General features: G+C 33.5%; 13 protein-coding genes. 9 read left to right on the forward strand and 4 right to left on the reverse strand.

Going from position 1 to position 18509, the window contains the following annotated elements:
* Positions 1–111: 111 nt before the first annotated feature.
* The 4 genes from DB891_RS13485 (at position 112) to DB891_RS13500 (ending at position 7093) form a co-directional block, all read left to right on the forward strand.
* The gene (locus DB891_RS13485) at positions 112–2046 is read left to right on the forward strand and encodes an alpha-1,4-glucan--maltose-1-phosphate maltosyltransferase (protein WP_116764106.1); all 1935 of its coding nucleotides are present in this window, start codon (positions 112–114) and stop codon (positions 2044–2046) included.
* On the forward strand, positions 2046–3674 hold the full coding sequence (locus DB891_RS13490) for a maltokinase N-terminal cap-like domain-containing protein (RefSeq protein WP_116764107.1): 1629 nt from the start codon (positions 2046–2048) through the stop codon (positions 3672–3674). The genes DB891_RS13485 and DB891_RS13490 overlap by 1 nt, the downstream gene beginning before the upstream one ends.
* A 47-nt stretch (positions 3675–3721) precedes the next feature.
* Positions 3722–5629 carry a 1,4-alpha-glucan branching protein GlgB gene (glgB, locus tag DB891_RS13495; RefSeq protein WP_116764108.1) on the forward strand — a complete coding sequence of 636 codons (1908 nt, stop codon included), beginning with the start codon at positions 3722–3724 and terminating at the stop codon, positions 5627–5629.
* A 135-nt stretch (positions 5630–5764) separates the two neighbouring features.
* Complete coding sequence (locus tag DB891_RS13500) at positions 5765–7093, forward strand: MFS transporter (protein WP_116764109.1); 1329 nt, start codon at positions 5765–5767, stop codon at positions 7091–7093.
* 133 nt (positions 7094–7226) lie between these two features.
* Here the strand turns inward: DB891_RS13500 and DB891_RS13505 are convergent, their stop codons facing one another.
* The 4 genes from DB891_RS13505 to DB891_RS13520 are packed head-to-tail and all read right to left on the reverse strand — an operon-like array spanning position 7227 to position 10142.
* On the reverse strand, positions 7227–7952 hold the full coding sequence (locus tag DB891_RS13505) for a head GIN domain-containing protein (protein ID WP_116764110.1): 726 nt from the start codon (positions 7950–7952) through the stop codon (positions 7227–7229).
* 57 nt (positions 7953–8009) lie between these two features.
* Complete coding sequence (locus tag DB891_RS13510) at positions 8010–9071, reverse strand: hypothetical protein (protein WP_116764111.1); 1062 nt, start codon at positions 9069–9071, stop codon at positions 8010–8012.
* Positions 9055–9591: an anti-sigma factor gene (locus DB891_RS13515; protein ID WP_116764112.1), complete on the reverse strand. Its 537-nt coding sequence runs from the start codon at positions 9589–9591 to the stop codon at positions 9055–9057. The genes DB891_RS13510 and DB891_RS13515 overlap by 17 nt, the downstream gene beginning before the upstream one ends.
* Positions 9588–10142 carry an RNA polymerase sigma factor gene (locus tag DB891_RS13520; RefSeq protein ID WP_116764113.1) on the reverse strand — a complete coding sequence of 185 codons (555 nt, stop codon included), beginning with the start codon at positions 10140–10142 and terminating at the stop codon, positions 9588–9590. Before DB891_RS13520 ends, DB891_RS13515 begins: the two co-directional genes overlap by 4 nt.
* Positions 10143–10439: 297 nt before the next feature.
* Here DB891_RS13520 and lon point away from each other — a divergent pair, with 297 nt between their 5' ends.
* The 5 genes from lon (at position 10440) to rpsA (ending at position 18501) form a co-directional block, all read left to right on the forward strand.
* A complete protein-coding gene (gene lon, locus DB891_RS13525; RefSeq protein WP_116764114.1) occupies positions 10440–12893 on the forward strand; it encodes an endopeptidase La in 2454 nt (817 codons plus the stop codon).
* A gap of 177 nt (positions 12894–13070) precedes the next feature.
* Entirely contained in the window at positions 13071–14093 is a 1023-nt protein-coding gene (gene porQ, locus DB891_RS13530) for a type IX secretion system protein PorQ (protein ID WP_116764115.1), read from the forward strand.
* A gap of 95 nt (positions 14094–14188) precedes the next feature.
* Positions 14189–14881, forward strand: coding sequence for a (d)CMP kinase (cmk, locus tag DB891_RS13535; protein ID WP_116764116.1), 693 nt, complete (start codon positions 14189–14191; stop codon positions 14879–14881).
* 66 nt (positions 14882–14947) lie between these two features.
* Positions 14948–16324, forward strand: a complete 1377-nt coding sequence (locus tag DB891_RS13540; protein WP_116764117.1) for a nucleoside permease — start codon at positions 14948–14950, stop codon at positions 16322–16324.
* Positions 16325–16722: 398 nt separating this feature from the next.
* Positions 16723–18501 carry a 30S ribosomal protein S1 gene (gene rpsA / locus DB891_RS13545; RefSeq protein ID WP_116764118.1) on the forward strand — a complete coding sequence of 593 codons (1779 nt, stop codon included), beginning with the start codon at positions 16723–16725 and terminating at the stop codon, positions 18499–18501.
* Positions 18502–18509: the final 8 nt, after the last annotated feature.

Genomic DNA, 18509 nt, shown 5'->3' on the forward strand with positions numbered 1-18509 from the left:
TATGAAAATAAAAATTAAGTGAAGTAATCCCTCACGCAATCCACTACAAATTAAATATTTATTTTATGAATCAATAATATTTACTATTTTTAAGTACCAAAAAAGTATAAAATGCAGAATCAAACCCGAATAATAATTGAAAATGTTTCCCCACAATTAGATTGTGGTAATTTTGCCATAAAAAGAATTGTTGGACAGAAAGTAGTGGTTACTGCTGCCGTATTTTCCGACGGACATGACGTTTTAGAATGTTGTGTAAAATTCAAACATGAAACCGAAAATAATTGGCAAGAAGTTCGAATGACTCCAGCCCATAATGACGAATGGATCGCTGAATTCAAAGTTGAAAAACAAGGATTTTATACCTATTGCATTGAAGGTTGGGTAGACTATGCGCTAAACTGGCAACATGGCACCGAACGCAAGATTAATGATAATCAACAGGTGAAGTCTGAATTGTTAGAAGGTGCGGAGTATGTTCGTGCCATTCTTAATGTTGTTGATGCTTCCGAAAACGAATATCTGAATCGTTTAAACCATTATTTTACAACCGAATCAGAATATGAAAATGCGGTAAAAGAAGCAAAATCTCATGAATTAACTCGAATATTCAAAAAATATCCCATTCGATTATTAGAAAATAAATCGAATGAACTTAAAGTTTATGTCGATCGCAAAAAAGCATTATTCAGCACTTGGTATGAGTTTTTTCCACGATCTGCATCAGCCGAAAAAGGCAAACATGGAACTTTTAAAGATTGCGAAAGACTATTGCCACGTGTTGCTGCCATGGGATTTGACACCTTATATTTTCCGCCAATTCATCCAATTGGAGAAGTAAACAGAAAGGGAAAAAACAACGCTACCCATGCGGTATCTGGAGATGTAGGTTCTCCTTGGGGAATTGGTTCTCATCATGGCGGACATAAATCAACACATCCAGAATTAGGTTCTATAGAAGATTTTAAACAATTAGTACAAAAGGCACAAGATTTAGGGATTGAAGTTGCTATGGATTATGCTCTTCAAGCAGCTCCAGATCATCCTTATGTAAAAGATTTTCCACAATGGTTTAAATGGAGACCGGACGGAACGGTACAATATGCCGAAAATCCGCCTAAAAAATATCAGGATATTCAACCTATTTATTTTGAAAGTACCGATTGGAAAAATCTTTGGAAAGAATTATTAGACGTTGCTTTATTTTGGATTGAAGAATGCAATATTAAAATTTACAGAGTTGACAATCCGCACACTAAACCCTTTTATTTCTGGGGTTGGTTGATTTCAGAAATCAAGAAAAAACATCCTGACGTTTTGTTTTTGGCAGAAGCTTTCACACGCCCAAAAATCATGAATGAATTGGCAAAGCAAGGTTTTAGTCAATCGTACACCTATTTTACATGGCGAAATTCTAAAAAAGAATTAACCGAATATGTTGAGGAGCTAACACAAACAGAACAAAAAGAATTTTACAGACCTAATTTTTGGCCCAACACTCCAGATATCAATCCTTATGCATTACAAAGTGGTAATGAATCGGTGCATTTGCATAAATATTTCCTTGCAGCGACATTAAGTTCAAGTGTTGGAATTTATGGTCCTGTTTTTGAATATATGGTTTGTACCCCAATGGCACATGGAAAAGAAGAATACTTAGATTCTGAAAAATACCAATATTACAAATGGGATTGGGATAAACAAAACAAGCTAACCTCCATAATTAGCCGTATCAATGCCATTAGAAAAGAGGAAGCGTCTTTGCAGCAAACGAATAATATTGTTTTTTGTGACACCAATAATGATCAAGTGATTGCTTACTACAAATTTGATGACGATAAGCAAAATGAAACTTTGATGGTAGTAAGTTTAGATGCCTTTCATACCGGTAAAGCGATGGTAAAACTACCTGTAAATGAACTTGGAACCCAAGCCATTCATGTTTCTGATTTGATAACTGGAAATACTTATTTATGGGACAAAGAATGGAATTATGTTGAACTTTCACCCGAATTGCCTTTTCATTTATTTAAAATACAGAAATAATGGTAGATAAAATTAACGTAGCGGAATTTCAAAATACATTTGTTTTTAATACTGATTGGAATAATGCTTTTGAAGACGATAGTTTTATTAAAGTTTTTGCATCTGATATTTTAGAGAATTACATTATAAATAAACGATGGTATGGCGGAAAAGCCAGTACCATAAAATATATTGAAGTTGTTGATTCTTTTAAAATAGCTTCCAATGACAACACTTATTATGGAGTTTTATTGGAAGTGAATTTTAAAGAGGCGTTTTATCAGCACTATTTTATGCCGTTAGCTTTTATGCCTGAAGAACAACTGGACACCAACACTATAATTGCTCCAGTTAAAATGAATGATAAAGAAGGTTATCTTGTTGACGCACTACACCAAGAAGATTTCAGAAAATTATTGTTTGACAAATTGATTCATTCGAAAAAAATAGAAGATCCAAAAGTGAAATTTCACAAAGGGAAAAAATTTGAAGCTAAAGAATATATTTCTTCAAAGTTTATGGGAGTAGAACAGAGTAATACTTCTATTATTTATAACGATACATTAGTTCTAAAAATTTTCAGGAGGATATATATCAGTATGAATCCAGATTATGAAATTAGTCGTTTTCTCACTGAAAGGATGGATTTTAAAAGTTCCCCTGCTTATACCGGAAGCATTAGCGTAAAAATGAGTGAAGGAGATATTACTTTAGCTTTGATGCAAGAATTGGTTCCCAATGAAGGGGATGCATGGAAATTTATGCTTGAAGAAGTAGATCAAATCTTTGAAAATTTAAAACTAAAAAAAATAACAATAAGCAAGCTTCCGGATATTGAATTATTTACACGATTAAAAATAAATGATGTTCCCCACGAAATTATTGATTGGGCTGGATTGAGTATATTTCTTCGAATTAAGACATTGGCAACCAGAACCGCCGAAATGCATATCGCCTTGGGCAGTGACACCCATGAAACTGCTTTTACTCCGCTTACCTATAATGGGGATTATTCGGTTTGGTTAAAGAACAGATTGACCTATCAGTTTCAAAATCGTTTGAATATTTTAGAAAATAATTTACATAAATTAGACGGTTTAGCATTGGAATTGGCCAATCAATTTTTGGATCATAAAAAAGAGATTCGAAAAGTTTTCATTGATTTTGATTGGACTCAAATGAAATCGGAACGTATTCGTATTCATGGGGATTACCACTTAGGTCAAGTTTTAGTAAACGGGGATGATTTTTATATACTTGATTTTGAAGGAGAACCAGAGAGTACAATTCGAGATAGAAAAGTAAAACAACCTCCAATGAAAGATGTTGCTGGAATGTTTCGCTCTTTTCATTATGCTATTTATGCTACGATTTTCAGTAATCCGGATAAATATCCATTCGAACAGGAAGAACTTTTTCAGGCTGGAGAAATTCTATTTAAATATTTCGTGGGTGTTTTTATCAATACTTATACCGAAGTGGCGCAAGCAGGCAATTTAAATATTGGATACCGAAAAGAAATTGATTTTTTATTGAAATATTGTCTACTCGAAAAAGCGATCTATGAATTGGGTTATGAATTAAATTCTAGGCCACGATGGTCTGTAATTCCATTGAGAGGAATTGCCAGTATAATGAATTTTAAGTAAAAATTAGTTGATTTCAATTTTCAACAAAAAAATAACAAAATATAAAAATGAACAAAGTACAAACCCATTCGCTTTTTACCGATTTTGACATTGATTTATTCAAAGCAGGGAAACATTTTAGACTTTACGAAAAATTAGGGGCTCATATAATTGAAGTTAATGGAGTAAAAGGAGTTTATTTTGCTGTTTGGGCTCCATCTGCAAAAACGGTTTCGGTAGTTGGTGATTTTAATCATTGGAGGCAAGGAGAGCATGAATTGCAAGTGCGCTGGGATTCATCCGGTATTTGGGAAGGGTTTATTCCCGGAATTGAGAAAGGAACGCTCTATAAATATAGAATAGAATCGAATAATGGAGGTCTAATGACTGAAAAAGCAGATCCGTTCGCTTTTTACTGTGAGAAGCCACCCCATACAGCCTCCGTAATTTGGGATCTTGATTATAAGTGGAAAGATACCAATTGGATGGAAACCCGCAAAGAGCATAATGACTTGGATAAACCCTATTCGGTTTATGAGGTGCATTTGGGTTCATGGAAAAGACAGGGTGAAGAAAATCGTTTTTTGACTTATTTAGAATTTGCAGAAGATCTTGTAAAATACGTAAAAGAAACTGGATTTACCCACGTAGAGTTCATGCCAGTAATGGAATATCCGTATGATCCTTCATGGGGTTATCAATTAATAGGATACTTTGCACCAACTTCTCGTTTTGGGGAACCACAAGATTTTATGGTACTTGTCGATAAATTGCACCAAGCGGGTATTGGCGTTATTTTGGATTGGGTTCCTTCCCATTTTCCTGATGACGCTCACGGTTTAGGATTTTTTGATGGATCTAATCTTTTTGAACATCCAGATCGTAGAAAAGGCTATCATCCTGATTGGAAAAGTTTGGTTTTTAATTATGGACGAAATGAAGTACGTTCCTTTTTAATCAGTAATGCACTGTTTTGGTTGCAACATTATCACGTAGACGGACTTAGAGTAGACGCTGTTGCTTCTATGTTGTATTTAGATTATTCACGAGAAGAAGGGGAGTGGGAACCTAATATTTACGGAGGTAGAGAAAACTTAGATACCATAAGTTTTTTGAAAGACTTTAATGAAGCGGTTTATTCAAATTTTGAGGGTGTACAGACCATTGCTGAAGAAAGCACTTCTTTTCCTATGGTTTCCAGACCTACATTTAATGGAGGATTGGGTTTTGGAATGAAATGGATGATGGGTTGGATGCACGATACTTTAGAATATTTCCAAAAAGAGACAGTGTATAGAAAGTACCATCAAAATGATTTGACTTTTTCCATGACCTATACCTATACCGAAAATTTTATGCTACCGCTTTCTCATGACGAAGTAGTGTATGGTAAAAAATCTATCGCAGGAAGAATGCCCGGTGATGAATGGCAAAAATTCGCCAATCTGCGATTACTTTATGGCTATATGTTTACGCATCCTGGAACCAAATTATTGTTTATGGGATCTGAATTTGGACAAAGCAGCGAATGGAATTTTGAGAGCAGTTTAGATTGGCATTTATTACAATATCCTTTTCATAATGGTGTCAAATTATTGATTACTAAATTGAATGAATTATACAAAACAGAGCCTGCTTTACATGAAAAACAATTCAGCCCCGAAGGTTTTGAATGGATTAACTATTCAGACCATGAGAATGCCGTTATGTCTTTTATCCGAAAAGGGAATAATCCCAAAGATGATTTAATTGTAGTTCTTAATTTTACACAAGTAATCCGAGAAAATTACAGAATTGGTTTGCCCAAGAAAGGAAAACTTACAGAAGTATTTAATAGCGATGCCATTGAATTTGGAGGAAGTGGAGTTCAAAACACCAATAAATTATTAATTGAAACTTCTCCTTATGACGGAAAAGAATATTCAACAGCGTTATTACTGCCTCCATTGAGTGTAGTAGTATTTAAAGTTGCCTAGTTTGTAAGAAATAGATAAACACTTTAATCGTTGATAAATCTTGGTATTTATCAACGCTTTTTTTATTGTATTTTTAATTATTAAAACAGAATTATTTTAAAATAGATATATTCGCACTACTAAAAACAGTAAAGTATGGAACAATTACAAAAAGGAAGTAAAAAGCTATTAAACGCATGGGCATTTTACGATTGGGCAAATTCGGTTTACACACTTACAATTGCATCGGCTATATTTCCAATATTTTATGAAGCTTTATTTTCAGATCGTGATCATTACATTGATGTTTTTGGACTTCATTTAAAAAACTCGGCTTTAATTAGTTTTATTACGGCAGCTGCGTTTTTAGTTATTTGCTTTATTTCTCCTTTATTATCGGGTATTGCTGATTATGTTGGAAATAAAAAATCATTTCTGAAATTCTTCTGCTATGTAGGGGCATTATCTTGTATGGGATTGTACTGGTTTAATCTTGAAAGTATTTATATAGGACTTGTTTTTTATTTCTTCGGATTAATAGGATATTGGGGAAGTTTAGTTTTTTATAATTCCTATTTACCAGATATTGCTTTTGAAGAACAACAAGATAAAATTAGTGCCAAAGGGTATTCATTAGGATATGTAGGAAGTGTGATTTTATTGGTCATCAATTTGACGATGGTTATGAAGCCAAAACTTTTTGGTATTACAGGAGCTGAAGGTGAAGCAGCAATGAAAGCCATGCGGTATTCTTTTATAATGGTAGGAGTATGGTGGATTTTATTCAGTCAATACACCTATTATTATTTACCACAAGGAAATAATAAAGCAGCGAGGAAATTAACGAAGTCTGTTGTTTTTAATGGATTCAAAGAGTTGAAAAAGGTTTGGTTACTATTAAATGAAAACATCCCTTTGAGACGTTATTTAGGAGGTTTTTTTGTTTCTAGCATGGGAGTACAGACCGTTATGCTGGTTGCTACTTATTTTGGCGCTCAGGAAATTCAATGGTCATCTAAAGAAGAGAGCACCATCGGATTAATTATTTGCATTTTATTAATACAATTAGTTGCTGTTATCGGAGCTATTATAACTTCAAGAGCTTCGGAAAAATTCGGAAATATTCCAACCTTAATTTTTATTAATAGTATTTGGGCTGTATTTTGTGGGCTTGCCTTTTTTATAACATTGCCAATGCATTTTTATATTATGGCAACAGTTGCTGGATTTGTAATGGGAGGAATTCAATCTTTGTCACGTTCCACCTATTCAAAATTATTGCCTGAGACTGATGATACTACTTCGTTCTTTAGTTTTTATGATGTTGCAGAAAAAATAGGAATCGTAATTGGGATGTGTGTTTATGGTATTATTGATCAAATCACCGGAAGCCCGAGAATGGCGATTGTTATTTTGGCAGTCTTTTTTGTAATTAGTATATTTTTATTAAGACGTGTACCAAAAAAGAGGCTTAATAATCTCTAAAGCAACACTGATTTTAAGTTATTCGAATTGATTTAATTCGATGACTCAAAATAAAATTTTACCACAGATTCACCGATTGTATTATTCCATCTGCGAATCTGCGGTATTTTTTTTAGCTAAAATTAAATTCTGATTACATTTTCGAAATCTCACCAGAGCCATTGACTTTGGTGTCTTTTGTTTTAGGATTGCCTTTATAAGCGATATCTCCAGAACCAGAAACTCGGGCATATAAACTCTCGCTACAATTTACTTTCATGTCGCCCGAACCAGAGACCGTTAAATTTGAATTTTTGGTGACCAAATTAACTGCATCAACATCTCCTGAACCGGATATTTTGGAAGAAAAAACATCTGAACTTCCAGTTAGTACAACATCTCCAGAACCGCTTAGGTTGGTTTCAAAATCAGTAGCTTTAACATCTAAAGTTAAATCACCAGAACCTGATAATTTGGCTTTAAAAGTTGAACCAACAATAGTGCTTTTAGACTTAAGATCTCCAGAACCCGAAAGCGAAACAAAACTAATTTGTTCAAAAGGTACTGTCAGAACTATTCCTTTGTTGGTGCTGATATTTACATTTTTCTCGGTATGAATTTTCAACACATTTCCTTCGACTTCAACTTTTACATAAGGTAGTAAATTTTCTTCTCCTTGAATGGTTATCGCACCTTCTTTTCCTGAAACCAAAACCACATCAAAGAAACCCGACACATTTATTTCGTCATACCCTGCAGTAGTTCGCTTTTCGGTAGTTACTTTTCCATTACCTTTTACTTTTTTATTTGACCATTGTGCATTTACAATTGTTGTCAAAAATAAAGCGCATAAAGTGACTAATTGAATTGATTTTTTCATTTTGATTGATTAAAATTAAAGATTGATTTATTGAACTTGATATTGTGATTGAAACTACTATTGGTTTTTGAACATTTTTACATTACCGTAATCTGAATTGATAATAACCTTGTTTACACCTTTCTTCTTGTAAAATCCACTCATTTTTTTAGTGTAACTGGTTTCTTCTTTAGAACTGACATCCAACTCCTTGTCATATTTAAAATTAGCATACTTTACCGTCACATCAAAATCGAAAACATAATTGGGTTCAAAACCTATATCTACTCCAGTATAACCAGCCACGATGGTAACATTATTGGCTTTGGCTTGAATAGCATCAATAGAAACGTTACTATATTTAGTGTATAATTTCAATTGATTTGATAGAGAACCAATATCAATAGTCAAATAATTACCATTTGCATCTAATGAATTTACTTTTTGAATTTTCACACTCCCGTATTTGCTATTATACTTCACATCATTACCTTCAATGATATCAATTTCAGAATATTCCGAAAGCAAGTCGAGCTTAGAAACTGCATCAATTTTTAATTCCGAATATTTAGAAGTTATTGTCCCATTTTTAAAGTACTCGATACTTGAATTGGAGCAATACCCAATCTGGATTGCATTACTGTTCCCGTTTAACTTTCCTAAATTAATTTTTCCGTATTTACAATTAATATCAGTTGTAGAAAAGAGATCGGAAGTAATGATATTGCCGTATTTGTTGTTTAGTTTTACGGTTCCGTTTCTAGGGATTTTGATGGTATAATTGATTTCAAAGTTGTTATTTCTTCCGTTACTTTTAGTATTGGTGTTTACAAAAACGGTTTTTGCTGTAACCATACTTTTTAAAGCAATGAAATCAACATCGATTCCAGCTAATTTTTGATTGACCCATTTTTCGTTATCACCACTAACCTTAATCAGAACATCAATTTCTATTTTGTCTTCCTCCCAAGTGGTAACAAAAATAGTTCCATAAGAATTGTCAATGTTAATACCAGCGTCGCTGTTTACAGTATATACTTTTTTGATGTTTCGTTGTTTTGAATAGGTAAAATCATCATTAGAAAACCCTAAAAAGGGAATTAAAAATAGGAATAGGAATACGTTATATTGTTTTTTCATGGTCTAATTTTTTAAGTTTTTCAGTGTCTTGAAGGCGTTGTAATACATTTTGAAGAAAAGAAATTCGGGTTTGAAGATTACTTATCATGGCGTAAATGATAGGTTTACTTTCCCCATTGATTTCTAATTCATGTTTAATTTTTTCATAATCACTATCTAATGCTTTCATTTGTTTGAGGGCATCATTAATGATTTTTTCATTTTCTGGTGATTCTTTAGCTTTAATTTGATCTAACTGATGCTCAATCAAAACGGTAAAAATCGAATCGGTTTGCTTGGTTTCTTTAGAAGCAAATTTCAGTTCTTTTGGTTTATCATCATTTGTATAAAACAAAGTAATCCCAAGCATAACAACCACCGATGCGGCTATAGCATAGATAAAGCCAAAGCTATTTTTTCGTTTTTTAAGAGCCAATTTTGCTGAAAATCGATTTATATGTTGACTGTCTATTTCATGAACATCCCATTGATTTTCTAAATTTTCAAATAATTGATCTAATTTTTCATTTTCATTCTTCATATCTCATTTAATTTTTTTCTTAAACTTTCTTTAGCCCTGCTTAAAGTTGTACGACAATTGGGATAACTAATTTTAAGAATTTCGCTTATTTCTTCTTGATCATAACCTTCAATATAGAATAAGGTCAAAATCATAGAATAATTGTATTTTAAGGATTGAATCGTGTCCAAAATTTGTTTGACTTTTAGATTATTAAAATCAAAATCATTGTCCAAATCAGTTTCCGTTTCTTCTAGTTTATAAAGTGTTTTTTCAAAATCTTCTGTTTTAAATGGATTGTTTTTTTTGTAAAAATCAATACTGTAATTTATAATAATTCGTTTCAACCAAGCACCAAAGGCAACTTCTTGCTTGAAATCATTTATTTTAGTAAATGCTTTCAAAAAACCTTCTTGCATGACGTCTTCGGCAAAATGCTCGTCTTTCACAATTCGATAGGCCACATTATACATCGCCTTGCAATAGCGATTATAAATCTCAAATTGTGCTTTCTGATTATTCTCTTTGCAAAGCGAAATTAATTCTTCGATATTTTGGTTGGTTAAGCTCAAATACTAGTTAATGATTTATTATAAAGACCCCTCGTTTTTTGATTTGTTACAGTTTTATAAAAATAGTTTAATTTTTTTAATGATTTATTTTTAATAAATAACTTGAGAGTTTACAAATACAGGAATTAAAATAAGAGAATATTTCTAATCCAATTGATTTTGGCACAATGATTGCCCTATTTTAGTCCTAAATATAATACTGTATTATACATCAATATTATCTCAAAATGTTGTTGTGATGCCTTATATTTGCGTTCCGAATTAAAAAATTAATGACAAAAAGACTTAAAATATACTATGTCAAATCATAAAATACTTACTATTGACAATCTGTCACTTCAAGAATTTGATTCTGAAGCCGAATTAATTCCGTTATTGACTCCAGAAGATGAGGAGGAAATGAATAATGAAGAATTACCGGATTCTTTACCCATTTTACCATTGCGAAATACCGTTTTGTTTCCTGGAGTGGTTATTCCAATTTCGGCAGGAAGAGATAAATCGATAAAATTGATAAATGATGCCAATGCTGCTGGAAAAGTAATTGGTGTAGTTTCTCAAATCAACGAAGAAGATGAGGATCCTACAAAAGATGATATCCATAAAATAGGAACTGTAGCTCGAATTCTTAGGGTTTTAAAAATGCCTGACGGTAATGTTACGGTAATCCTACAAGGAAAAAAGCGTTTTGAAATAACTGAAGTTGTTTCGGAAGAACCCTATCTTACGGCTAAAATTAAAGATGTTCGCGAAAAAAGACCAACAAAAAAAGACTCCGAGTTCAATGCAATTCTTGATTCGATAAAAGAATTGGCTGTTCAGATTATAAATGAAAGTCCAAATATTCCATCTGAGGCGACATTTGCTATAAAAAACATTGAAAGTCCTTCGTTTTTAATAAGTTTTGTATCTTCTAACATGAATTTATCTGTTAAGGAAAAACAAGATTTATTATCGATTAATAGCTTAAAAGATCGTGCTTTAGAGGCTTTGCGCTATATGAATGTTGAGTTGCAAAAACTTGAATTGAAGAATGACATTCAGTCTAAAGTTCGTTTTGATCTAGATCAGCAACAAAGAGAATATTTCTTGCACCAGCAAATGAAAACCATTCAGGAAGAATTGGGAGGAGTTTCGCAGGAGGAAGAAATGGATGAAATGAGTCTGAAAGCCAAAACCAAAAAGTGGGACGAAACGACAAAAAAACATTTTGATAAGGAATTGTCAAAAATGCGTCGCATGAACCCACAGGCTCCTGATTTTGGTATTCAAAGAAATTATTTAGAGTTGTTTTTAGAGTTGCCATGGGGCGAATTTTCTAAAGATAATTTCGATCTAAAACATGCTCAAAAAGTTTTAGATAAAGACCATTTCGGATTGGAAGATGTCAAAAAAAGAATGATTGAACATCTTGCAGTACTTAAATTAAGAAATGATATGAAGTCACCAATTATTTGTTTAACTGGGCCTCCAGGTGTTGGTAAAACTTCAATTGGTAAGTCTGTTGCAAAAGCATTGGGTAGAGAATATGTTCGTATTTCATTGGGCGGATTGCGTGATGAAGCTGAAATTCGCGGTCATAGAAAAACGTATATAGGCGCTATGCCCGGTAGAATTCTTCAAAGTTTAAAGAAAGCAGGAACATCCAATCCCGTATTTGTTTTAGATGAAATTGATAAATTATCCTCTAGCCATAATGGAGATCCTTCTTCGGCATTATTAGAAGTTTTAGATCCAGAACAAAACAATTCTTTTTATGATAATTTCCTAGAAATGGGCTATGATTTGTCTAAAGTGATGTTTATTGCTACGTCTAATAATATGTCAGCCATTCAGCCAGCATTAATAGATCGTATGGAAGTTATAAAAATGTCTGGTTATACTATTGAGGAGAAAGTAGAAATTGCCCGTAAACATTTGTTTGCAAAACAACTGGAGGCTCACGGTTTGAAAGCCAAAGATTTGAGTATTGGAAAAAAGCAATTAGAAAAAATTGTCGAAGGTTATACCCGTGAATCTGGTGTTCGTGGATTGGAAAACAAGATTGCTCAAATCGTTCGTAATGCTGCAAAATCGGTAGCCATGGAGGAGGAGTATAACAAAAAAGTAACCGACGAAGACATTGTAAAAGTGCTTGGCGTACCTCGATTAGAAAGAGATAAATACGAAAGTAATGAAGTTGCTGGTGTCGTTACAGGTTTGGCTTGGACAAGTGTTGGTGGTGACATTCTTTTTATAGAATCATTGATTTCTCCGGGTAAAGGAACAATGACTATTACAGGAAATTTAGGAACGGTAATGAAAGAATCGGCTACAATTGCTTTAGAATACATTAAAGCTAATGCTGAATTAATGGGATTGTATCCAGAAATACTTGCTAAATATAACATTCACTTACACGTTCCAGAAGGTGCTACTCCAAAAGATGGACCTAGCGCCGGAATTGCGATGTTGACTTCCTTAGTTTCATTGTTTACCCAGAAACGAGTGAAGAAAAACTTGGCTATGACTGGAGAAATTACTTTGCGTGGAAAAGTATTGCCAGTGGGAGGGATAAAAGAAAAAATATTGGCTGCCAAAAGAGCCAATATCAAAGAAATCATCTTGTGTCATGAAAACAAAAGTGATATTGATGAAATTAAACCAGAATACTTAGAAGGGCTTACGTTTCATTATGTGAAAGAAATGAGTGAGGTTTTGGATTTAGCCATAACCAAAGAGAAAGTTAAAAATGCTAAAGAATTAAAATAAAATAAATTCTAATAGTTTAAATTCCAAATTCCAAATCTGAATAGACTCAGAATAATTGGAATTTGGGATTTATTTTTTGGACTTTCCTTTCTCTTAATTATCTTTTTAATTTTCGTAAGTTTGGTCCCGATAGCTATCGGGATGGAATTTTAAACTTTGCTTTTTTTTAAATATTGTATGCCCCAAAAACTTTTATTTTTCTTTTTAATTCTAATTTGTTCTGTCAGCTACGGACAAATAGGAGGGAAGTACACTTATGAGTTTTTGAACTTGGTCACTTCACCCAGGCAAGCAGCATTAGGAGGAAAGACAATTACTATTTACGATGAAGATGTCAATGAAGCCTTATTTAATCCTGCCACAATAAATGAAGAAATGCATAATCATTTGGCATTAAATTATGGGAATTACTATAAAGAAGTTACTTACGGTACGGCTTCTTATGCCTACACGTATGACCAGCATTTGCAAACCTTTCAAGCAGGGGTAAACTATATCAATTATGGGAAATTTGATGGATATGACGAAAATGGTTTGCCTACATCTGAATTTACAGGTAGCGAAATTGCCCTTTCTGTTGGTTATGCTTATAACATTCCCTATACAGACCTACATATAGGCGCAAATGCAAAATTTATCGAATCCATTTTGGAGAGTTACAGTTCTTTTGGAGCTGCGGTTGATTTGGGAATGATATATATTGACGAGAAAAATGATGTGAATTGGGCTTTGACCTTAATGAATATCGGATCCCAATTTACTACCTACGACGGCAATAGAGAACAATTGCCTTTTGAGATTATTGCGGGAGTTTCCCAAGAATTAGAGCATGTTCCCATACGCTGGCATTTGACCGTTGAAAATTTGCAACAATGGAATTTAGCTTTTTCCAATCCCGTTCGAGCAGAAACTTCAATAGATGGCAATGTCGCTGACGAAAAGGTTTCTGTTTTCAACAATGCACTTCGACACGTAATTTTGGGTGTTGAACTTTTTCCAAAAAAAGCCTTTAACCTTAGATTGGGTTATAATTTTCGTAGAGGAGCTGAATTACAAATTCAAGATCAACGTAATTTCTCGGGAATTTCATTAGGGTTTGGCCTCAAGCTAAACAAACTAAAATTCAATTATTCTTATTCTAAATATACTTTGGCTGGAAACACGAGTTTGTTTGGATTGGCTATTAATTTGGGAGAATGATTTTTAGAAAAAGAGAAGAGAAAATAGAATATAGAGAAGAGATAATAGATCGAAAAAGTAGAGTCTAAACCTTTTTTTAATCAAAATAATAAAACATGAAAAAAATAATCGTAGCAATAGACGGATTTTCATCCACTGGAAAAAGTACTTTGGCCAAACAACTCGCCAAACAATTAGGGTATGTATATGTAGATACTGGCGCTATGTATCGTGCCGTTGCTTTGTTTGCGATGCAAAACAATTGTGTTGGAGTTGATTTTTTGGACAAAGAAAAACTGGTAAATAGTTTACCTTCTATAAAATTGCATTTTGAATTTAATCCTGAATTGGGTTTTGCCGAAATGTATTTGAATGATGTTAATGTAGAAACCGAAATCAGAACCTTGGAGGTTTCCAGTTTCGTAAGTGCTGTAGCTGCAATATCAGAAGTGCGTGCTAAGTTGGTAGAACAACAGCAGGAAATGGGTAAAGAAAAAGGAATCGTAATGGACGGTAGAGATATAGGAACCGTTGTGTTTCCAAATGCAGAACTCAAAATATTCATGACCGCTGGAGCAGACACCCGTGCACAAAGACGTTTTGATGAATTGCAAGCAAAAGGAGATGCTGTTACTTATGAAGAAGTTCTTAAAAATGTGGTAGACCGTGATTATGTTGATACCCATAGAGAAGATTCACCATTGGTTATGGCAGAAGATTCAATTGAAATCGATAATTCATACCTGAATCGCAAGGAACAATTTGATGTTGTTTTAGAGTTAATAAATGATATTATAGAAGCGGAATAAATAGTTGCTAATTTCAATTTTAATAGTAGTTTTACAAGCTGATACTTTTTTATAAAAACACAATTCATGGGGATTAAAAATAGGTTGACATTAATGAGCTTTCTACAATTTTTTGTTTGGGGAGCTTGGCTGATTACAATTGCAAATTATTGGTTTGGAACCAAGGCTTGGGAAGGAACTCAATTTGGTTTGGTTTTTAGTACAATGGGAGTCGCTTCCCTTTTTATGCCTACTCTTACGGGGATTATTGCGGATAGATGGATCAATGCCGAAAAACTATACGGAGTTCTTCATATATTGTATGGTGCTGTATTGTTTTATTTGCCTGAGGTTACTACTCCAACTACTTTTATTTACATCATGCTTTTGGCAATGTGTTTTTATATGCCAACTATTGCATTGAGTAATTCGATATCCTATAATGCCTTAAAAAACAGCAATAAAGATGTGGTTAAGGATTTTCCGCCAATTCGGGTTTTTGGGACAATTGGTTTTATTGTTGCCATGTGGATTACCAATTTATCAGGAAACAAGGCTACCGATTATCAATTTTATATCGCGGGAATTGCGGCGATTGGTTTAGGGTTTTACTCTTTTACTTTACCACCATGCAAGCCACAAAGATTAATCAAAGAGAATACTTCCTTGATGGAAACTCTAGGTTTAGGGTCTTTTAAATTATTTGCCAATTATAAAATGGCGCTTTTCTTTATATTTTCTATGTTTTTAGGAGGAGCTTTGCAGCTTACTAATGCGTATGGAGATGTTTTTCTAGATGAATTCAAACATTTTCCAAAATATGCAGATTCGTTCGTAGTGGAATATTCTACTATCATCATGTCGATTTCTCAAATTTCGGAGACTTTATTTATACTTGCTATTCCGTTTTTCTTGAAACGTTTTGGAATCAAGCAAGTCATGCTAATCAGTATGCTGGCTTGGGTGTTGCGTTTTGGACTTTTTGCATTTGGAGATCCTGTTCAAGGATTATGGATGATTATTTTGTCTTGTATCGTGTACGGAATGGCTTTTGATTTCTTTAATATTTCAGGATCATTGTTTGTTGAAACTCATACAGATCCTAAAAATCGTTCTTCGGCACAAGGGTTGTTTATGATGATGACCAATGGAGTAGGAGCAATATTAGGAAGTTTTACTTCGGGTTGGGCGATTGACCGCTTTTTTACGAAGTCTTTTAATACTACTACTGAGTTGGCTTCGTTTTTACAAACGGATACTACAAATCCAAAAATGTTGGAATTTGTAAAAAATCAAGGAAATTCTATTGCTACCGATGGTTTGTTTGATAAAGTAATTATGATGAAAGATTGGCATATGATTTGGTTGGCTTTTGCTGCTTATTCCTTGATTATTGCCATAGCGTTTGCCATTTTATTCAAACATGAGCACAATCCGAATGAAGTGGAGAATTTGAGTCATTAAATAAGGTTGATCTTTTAGACCAAACCCGACAGGTTTCAAAAACCTGTCGGGTTTGTTATTACCGGTAAATCACAATATAAACTAACTAGCCCCGATGGAAGGGAATATCCTTTTTATCCCGATTTTTCATCGGGATAAAAAGATAGGAATGACAGCGGGAACTATACCTCTAAAAAAGCCTAATAATTCACTCCTGAACCTTTTTTTGCTTCTTTTTATAGCACTCTTTAATATCTCGGACTAAATATTTTGCCATATTAAATAAATGAATTACTTTTGCACACCTTTTGGTGGATAAGAGTTTCCTTTAGGTATCAACTATTTATGTAAAACAACTTCTGTTTTTTCTATCGCTTTAAGAAACTCGAGAGAACACAGAATACAAATTTTCAATCAGCATGTCTGAACAATTAAAATCACAAGAAGAGTTTTTAGCAAATTTTAACTGGCATAACTTCGAAGAAGGTATCGATGCAGTAGATGAGAAAAACTTATTAGAATTCGAAGAACTAGTTTCAAAAACATTTATTGCTACAGATCAAGAAGAAGTAGTAGATGGTGTAGTTGTTAGAATTACAGATAGAGACGTTATCGTTGATATCAACGCAAAATCGGAAGGTGTTATTTCATTAAACGAATTCCGTTACAACCCAGCATTAAAAGTAGGTGATACTGTAGAAGTGTTAATTGACATCCGTGAGGACAAAACAGGTCAATTAGTATTATCACACAGAAAAGCACGTACTATCAAATCATGGGATAGAGTTATTTCGGCTAACGAAACAGGAGAAATCGTTAATGGTTTTGTGAAATGCAGAACTAAAGGTGGTATGATTGTTGACGTTTTCGGAATTGAAGCTTTCTTACCAGGATCTCAAATTGATGTTAAGCCAATTAGAGACTACGATGTATATGTAAACAAAATGATGGAATTCAAAGTGGTAAAAATTAACCACGAATTCAAAAATGTTGTTGTTTCTCATAAAGCGCTTATTGAAGCGGATATTGAAGTACAGAAAAAAGAAATCATCGGTCAATTACAAAAAGGACAAGTATTAGAAGGTGTTGTTAAAAACATTACTTCTTATGGTGTGTTTATTGACTTAGGTGGTGTTGATGGATTAATTCACATTACTGACCTTTCTTGGAGTCGTATTAACCACCCAAGTGAAGTTCTTGAATTAGACCAAAAATTAAACGTTGTAATCCTTGATTTCGATGATGAGAAAACAAGAATTCAATTAGGATTGAAACAATTAAACGCTCACCCTTGGGATGCTCTAGATGCTAAATTGGCAATTGGAGACAAAGTAAAAGGTAAAGTAGTTGTAATCGCTGATTACGGTGCTTTCATCGAAGTTGCTGAAGGTGTTGAAGGTTTAATCCACGTTTCTGAAATGTCATGGTCTACTCATTTACGTTCTGCTCAAGATTTCGTAAAAGTAGGAGATGTTGTTGAAGCTGTTATCTTAACATTAGATAGAGATGACCGTAAAATGTCATTAGGTATCAAACAATTGACTCAAGATCCTTGGACTGACATTACTTCTAAATACCCAGTAGGTTCTAAACATACAGGTATCGTTAGAAACTTTACAAACTTTGGAATTTTCGTAGAATTAGAAGAAGGAATTGATGGATTAATCTACATCTCTGACTTATCTTGGACTAAGAAAATCAAACACCCATCTGAATTTGTAAATGTTGGTGAGAAACTTGATGTAGTAGTATTAGAATTAGATGTTGATGGACGTAAATTATCTTTAGGTCACAAACAAACTACTGCTAATCCTTGGGATCAGTATGAAGATTCATTCGCTGTAGGAACTATCCACACAGGTGAAATTTCTGAAATTGTTGACAAAGGAGCTACTGTAGAATTTGGAGAGGATATCGTTGCTTTCATTCCTACTCGTCACCTTGAAAAAGAAGACGGTAAGAAATTGAAAAAAGGAGATTCTGCTGATTTCAAAGTAATTGAATTCAACAAAGAATTCAAAAGAGTTGTTGCATCTCACACTGCTATCTTCCGTGAAGAAGAAGAGAAAAATGTGAAAACTGTAACTGAAAATACTTCATCTGCATCATCTACTAATGCACCAGCTGCAACTTTAGGAGATAACAATGATGTATTGGCTGCATTGAAAGCTAAAATGGAAAAATCTGAGAAAAAATAATTTCTTGA

This window comes from Flavobacterium laiguense, assembly GCF_003097655.1.
GTDB classification, from domain to species: domain Bacteria; phylum Bacteroidota; class Bacteroidia; order Flavobacteriales; family Flavobacteriaceae; genus Flavobacterium; species Flavobacterium laiguense.